We start from the raw sequence: 5,486 nt of genomic DNA, 5'->3' as shown, positions 1-5,486 counted from the left end.
GCGGTGTATCAGTCGACAGATGCATTGACTGAACCACCGCATTCGCGAGCAAGCCCGCTCCCACATTTTGTTCTGCGGTGTTTGTTACAGGGCGATCGGCTTACGTCCGGCAAACGAATGCGCCAGGGTCCCGCCATCCACCAGTTCCAGCTCGCCACCCAGCGGCACGCCGTGGGCGATGCGCGAGGTAATCAGGCCTTTGTTGGTCAGCAGCTGGGCGATGTAATGGGCCGTCGCTTCGCCTTCCACCGTAGGGTTGGTGGCCAGGATCACCTCGACGAACGTGCCCTGCTCCTCGATCCGCGTCACCAGTTGCGGAATACCAATCGCCTCCGGCCCCAGCCCGTCCAGCGGCGACAGGTGGCCCTTGAGCACAAAGTAGCGCCCGCGGTAACCGGTCTGCTCCACCGCGTAGACATCCATCGGCCCTTCGACCACGCACAGCAGCGTGTCGTCGCGACGCGGGTCGGCGCATTGCGGGCACAGCGCTTCCTCGGTCAGGGTGCGGCACTGGCGGCAGTGGCCGACCCCTTCCATCGCCTGGCTCAGGGCCTGGGCCAGTCGGGAGCCGCCGCTGCGATCACGCTCCAGCAGTTGCAGCGCCATGCGCTGGGCGGTTTTCTGGCCCACACCCGGCAAAGTGCGCAGGGCGTCGATCAGTTGACGAATCAGGGGGCTGAAGCTCATGGGGAAAGGTCCGACAAAACAACGAGACGCGGTTTATACCCGCGCCTCGGATTAGCGTCAAATGCTCAATCTTGTGCGACCCGCACCACCAACTTGCCGAAGTTGCGCCCCTCCAGCAAACCGATAAAGGCTTCAGGTGCCTGCTCCAGGCCTTCCACCACGTCCTCGCGGAACTTGATCTTGCCATCCCGCACCCACGGCGCCATGGCACTGAGGAATTCCGGTTGGCGGTCGCCATAGTCGTCGAACACGATAAAGCCCTGGATCCGCACACGCTTGGTCAGCAAGGTACGTTGCAACGCCGGCAGCCGGTCGGGACCGCTGGGCGCTTCGTGGGCGTTATAGCCGGCGATCAGGCCACACAAGGGAATGCGCGCCTTGGCATTCAGCAGCGGCACGACCGCGTCGAATACCTTGCCGCCGACGTTTTCAAAGTAGATATCGATGCCCTTGGGGCAGGCCTGGGCAAGCTCCTCGGCAAAGTTGTCGCTCTTGTGATCGACACAGGCATCAAAGCCCAGCTCGTCCACCACATAGCGGCACTTGTCGGCGCCACCCGCCACACCGACCACCCGCAGGCCCTTGATCTTCGCCACCTGGCCCACCACCGAGCCCACCGCACCGGAAGCGGCCGCCACCACCAGGGTTTCCCCGGACTTGGGCTGGCCGATATCGGTGAGGCCCATATAGGCGGTCATGCCGGGCATACCCAGCACACCCAGGGCCATGGACGGGCTAGCCAGTCCCTTCGGTACCGGGATCAGGTTGCGCCCATCGGAGATGCTGTGGCTCTGCCAGCCGGTGGAACCGACCACCAGGTCACCCACCTCGAACTTGGGATTGCGGGACTGTTCGATGCGGCTGACAGCGCCACCGGTCATCACTTCGTCGATTTCTACCGGCGCAGCATAGGACGGCGCATCACTCATGCGCCCGCGCATGTAGGGATCCAGGGACAGGTAAAGGGTCTTCAGCAAAACCTGGCCGTCGGCCAGTTCCGGCAGCGCGACGCGCTCCAGGCGAAAGTTTTCCGGCACCGGTGCGCCGTGGGGGCGTGAGACCAGCACAATGCGCTGGTTGAGGGTCAATGCTTCGGACATCAGCGAGGCTCCTTCTATCGGTGATTGAATTCAACGGTATAGGGTGCAGACCCCAACACAGGGTCCAGGGTTCGACAAAACTCTCGCAGTAGCCGTTGTCGAGCGCCAGCGAGGCTACGTTAGCCGCACCGCTGCTTTCATGCCAGACGTGGGACCGAGTCGCTGCCGACGCAGCCTCGCTGGCGCTCGACAGCTGCTACGGGTATGGAAAATAGCCGGCCAAAAAAATGCCAGGCGCGGGGCCTGGCATTTTCGGTGCTGCTTGCCGATCAGAACGGCAGCTTCATACCCGGTGGCAGTTGCATGCCAGCGGTCACGCCGGACATCTTGTCCTGGCTGTTGGCTTCGATCTTGCGCACGGCGTCGTTGACGGCCGCGGCAAACAGCGCCTCGAGCATTTCCAGGTCGTCTTCGCCGACGCCCGGCAATACGCTTGGGTCGATGCTCACGCGCTTGATGTCGTGACGACCGGTCATCACCACGCTGACCATATCGCCACCGGCTTTACCGGTGACTTCGGCGTTGGCCAGTTCTTCCTGCATCTTGGCCATCTTTTCCTGCATCTGCTGCGCCTGCTTCATCAGGCCGGCCATGCCACCTTTCATCATGGGAATCACCTCAAAAGTACGTGGATCAATTATTGGCCCCGGGTTATGACGCTTGGGGTACCGGGGCTTCTACAGGTTCAATAGTATCGTGCCGCACCACCGCGCCAAACTGCTGCATCATCTGCTGGATGAGCGGATCACCGTGGATCGACTCTTCAGCCTCGCGCTGGCGGTTGACCCGGCGACGGGACGCCGCCTGGGCCGGGGTTTCCTGCTCGGGCTTGACCAGCTCGATGCTGATGGTCAGCGTGCGCCCGTGGAACTGGTTCAGGGCATCGTTGAGCCGGCGCTGCTGGGTCGCGTTGAACAGGGCGCTGTGGGCCGGGTCCAGGTGCAGCAGCCAGTGGTCGCCATCAACGGCAATCAGGGTGCAGTTGGCGGCGATGCTGCCGGTCATGCCGGAGATCGGCAGTTTCGGGAACAGCTCCAGCCATTGCAACGCCAGGCCGGTGGCCGGCATCGCGGCAGGTTCGGGTTCAGGCTCCGGGGCAGGCTCGGCGGTGTGTTCGCTGGCCAGGTCGTCCAGGTAGCTGTAGGCCGAATCCATGTCCGGCTCGATGTAATCTTCGTCCAGCGGCGGCTCGTCGTCGAGGTCGGTGCCCGGGGTGGCGGCGTCCACTTGCGCAACGGTCGGCTCCGGCACCGGGGCCGAAACCCACTCGGGGGCGTCCGGCACCACGCTGTCCGGGGTCGGCGCGGGCATGGGTGTCAGTTCAGGCTGCTCGCTGGTGGTTTCCAGCACCGGCTCGACGGCAGGCTGCAGCTCGACCTCGACCTCGGCTTCGGCCTCTACCGGGTCGTTCCACGGCAGATCGACTTCAGGCACGGGCGCAGGCTCAACCACCGGCTCCGGCACCACCACAGGCGCCACGGGCTCGGCGACAACCGGGGCGGCGGCCTGTGCAACCGGCGCAGGCGGCGCAACCACTGGCGCGACAACAGCCGGGCCAGCCACTGGTTTGGCGGAATCAACTGTGGCCTGGCTGATCCCCACTGGCTTTAGCGGCTGTCTCGGCGCATCCGCCGTGTCGGCGGGCCTGAAGGCCAGCATCCGCAGCAGGACCATTTCGAAGCCGCCCCGCGGATCGGGTGCCAACGGCAGGTCACGTCGCCCAATCAGGCCCATCTGGTAGTAGAACTGTACGTCTTCGGCCGGCAACGCCTGGGCCAGGGCCAACACGCGGTCGCGGTCGCCGTGGCCGTTGTCGACACCTTCGGGCAGGGCCTGGGCGATGGCGACGCGGTGCAGCACATTGAGGATTTCCGACAGCACGCCATTCCAGTCCGGGCCTTGCTCGGACAGGTGGCGCACGGCTTCGAGCAACGCCTTGGCGTCGCCTTCGATCAGCGCGTGCAGCACGTCGAACACCTGGCCGTGGTCCAGGGTGCCGAGCATCGCCCGCACGTCGGCGGCCAGCACCTTGCCTTCACCGAAGGCGATGGCCTGGTCGGTAAGGCTCATGGCATCACGCATCGAGCCGTCGGCGGCACGCCCCAGCAACCACAGGGCGTCGTCTTCGAACGGTACGTTCTCGACACCCAGCACGTGGGTCAAATGCTCGACCACACGCTCCGGGGTCATGTTTTTCAGGGAGAACTGCAGGCACCGCGACAAAATCGTTGCAGGAAGTTTCTGCGGGTCGGTGGTGGCCAGGATGAATTTGACGTAGGGCGGCGGCTCTTCCAGGGTCTTCAACAAGGCGTTGAAGGAGTGGCTGGACAGCATGTGCACTTCGTCGATCAGGTAGACCTTGAAGCGGCCACGGCTCGGTGCGTACTGCACGTTGTCGAGCAGCTCGCGGGTGTCTTCGACCTTGGTGCGGCTCGCGGCGTCGATCTCGATCAGGTCGACAAAACGCCCTTCGTCGATTTCCCGGCACACCGAGCAGGTACCACACGGCGTCGAGGTGATGCCGGTTTCACAGTTCAGGCACTTGGCAATGATGCGGGCAATGGTGGTCTTGCCCACCCCGCGGGTACCGGTGAACAGGTAGGCGTGGTGCAGCCGCTGGCTGTCCAAGGCATTGATCAGAGCCTTGAGCACATGGGTCTGGCCGACCATTTCGCGGAACGAGCGCGGACGCCATTTACGTGCAAGAACCTGATAACTCATCGAAAACCGTCGCAACTGGGAAGCGGAAGCGGGTAATGCTAGCGGAGCAAGGGGGAAATTGCATCCGGCACGCTCGTCTAATCTGACTAAGCTGGTCTGACCAAGCCTGTAAAAGGCTGAACCCGGAGAATTTATGCGCGCAGTCCTGGGCGCCTTGTGGATGATTGCCACGGTCAGCCTGGCGGCACCCGCACCTCTGCGATTCTCCATTTCCGACAGCTGGACCATGCCCATGGTGCAACTTGACCAGGGCCAGCCCACCCAGGGGATTTTGTATGACCTGATGTTGAGCCTGGCCACCCAGGTCGGCCGTCCTGCGAAATTCCATGTGCTGCCGCGTGCGCGTATCGACACCGCCATGGAGCGCGGGGATGTGGACGTGCGCTGCTACGTGACACCGGCGTGGCTGAACAACCTGTCGGGGGACTACACCTGGAGCATCCCGCTGCTGGTCCAGCGCAATGTGCTGGCCGCCGGGCGCGTGCCATCAACGTCGGTGGCACTGGACAGCCTTGCGCCGCAACACATCGGCACGGTACTCGGCTACAGCTACCCGACCCTGGAGGCGCGCTTCGCCAGCGGCCAGTTCAGCCGCGACGACAGCCGCAGTGAAGAGCAAGTGCTGCAAAAACTGGTGGCCGGACGCTTCAACTATGCAGTGATCAACGAATGGATCCTTGACCGCTTCAATCAGCAATTACCGCCCACACAGCGCCTGCATACGGTGGCCGTGATCGAGGAGCAACGCCTGGGCTGCTATGTGCGCAACGATCCACAGGTGCCGGGGCAGCAGATCCTGCGCACGCTGCTGCGGATGAAAATGTCCGGGGAGATTGATGAAATCATCCAGCTGTATATCGGGAACAGCGCCCCCGCCCCTTAAGATCACCTGATTGTCCTTGTGGCCAGGGAGCTTGCTGGCCAGGGAGCTTGCTGTGGCGAGGGAGCTTGCTCCCGCTGGAGTGCGCAGCGCTCCCA

5 protein-coding genes are annotated in these 5,486 nt (G+C 63.6%); 1 reads left to right on the top strand and 4 read right to left on the bottom strand.

The features are described from left to right. Positions 1 to 84: 84 nt before the first annotated feature. The 4 genes from recR to dnaX all read right to left on the bottom strand — a co-directional run bounded on the left by recR (position 85) and on the right by dnaX (position 4,508). A complete protein-coding gene (gene recR, locus ACW9I6_RS30455) occupies positions 85 to 687 on the bottom strand; it encodes a recombination mediator RecR (RefSeq protein WP_457340167.1) in 603 nt (200 codons plus the stop codon). 65 nt (positions 688 to 752) lie between these two features. Then, the gene (locus ACW9I6_RS30450) at positions 753 to 1,787 is read right to left on the bottom strand and encodes an NADP-dependent oxidoreductase (RefSeq protein WP_003219050.1); all 1,035 of its coding nucleotides are present in this window, start codon (positions 1,785 to 1,787) and stop codon (positions 753 to 755) included. 269 nt (positions 1,788 to 2,056) lie between these two features. Further along, positions 2,057 to 2,395 carry a YbaB/EbfC family nucleoid-associated protein gene (locus ACW9I6_RS30445; protein ID WP_003193199.1) on the bottom strand — a complete coding sequence of 113 codons (339 nt, stop codon included), beginning with the start codon at positions 2,393 to 2,395 and terminating at the stop codon, positions 2,057 to 2,059. Between the two features lie 43 nt (positions 2,396 to 2,438). Next, positions 2,439 to 4,508: a DNA polymerase III subunit gamma/tau gene (gene dnaX / locus ACW9I6_RS30440; protein WP_457340166.1), complete on the bottom strand. Its 2,070-nt coding sequence runs from the start codon at positions 4,506 to 4,508 to the stop codon at positions 2,439 to 2,441. A 133-nt stretch (positions 4,509 to 4,641) separates the two neighbouring features. On the opposite strand from dnaX, the gene ACW9I6_RS30435 reads away from it, so the two are divergent. Further along, complete coding sequence (locus ACW9I6_RS30435; RefSeq protein WP_087694838.1) at positions 4,642 to 5,391, top strand: substrate-binding periplasmic protein; 750 nt, start codon at positions 4,642 to 4,644, stop codon at positions 5,389 to 5,391. The last annotated feature ends 95 nt before the right edge of the window (positions 5,392 to 5,486 follow it).

The sequence above is a fragment of the Pseudomonas sp. SDO5522_S412 genome, from assembly GCF_054071215.1.
This window is presented reverse-complemented; position numbering and strand designations above follow the sequence as displayed.

Excerpts from the sequence above, each read along its gene's own strand:
- recR (WP_457340167.1), bottom strand. The coding sequence starts at position 687 with ATGAGCTTCAGCCCCCTGATTCGTCAACTGATCGACGCCCTGCGCACT.
- ACW9I6_RS30445 (WP_003193199.1), bottom strand. The coding sequence starts at position 2,395 with ATGATGAAAGGTGGCATGGCCGGCCTGATGAAGCAGGCGCAGCAGATG.
- dnaX (WP_457340166.1), bottom strand. The coding sequence starts at position 4,508 with ATGAGTTATCAGGTTCTTGCACGTAAATGGCGTCCGCGCTCGTTCCGC.
- ACW9I6_RS30450 (WP_003219050.1), bottom strand. The coding sequence starts at position 1,787 with ATGTCCGAAGCATTGACCCTCAACCAGCGCATTGTGCTGGTCTCACGC.
- ACW9I6_RS30435 (WP_087694838.1), top strand. The coding sequence starts at position 4,642 with ATGCGCGCAGTCCTGGGCGCCTTGTGGATGATTGCCACGGTCAGCCTG.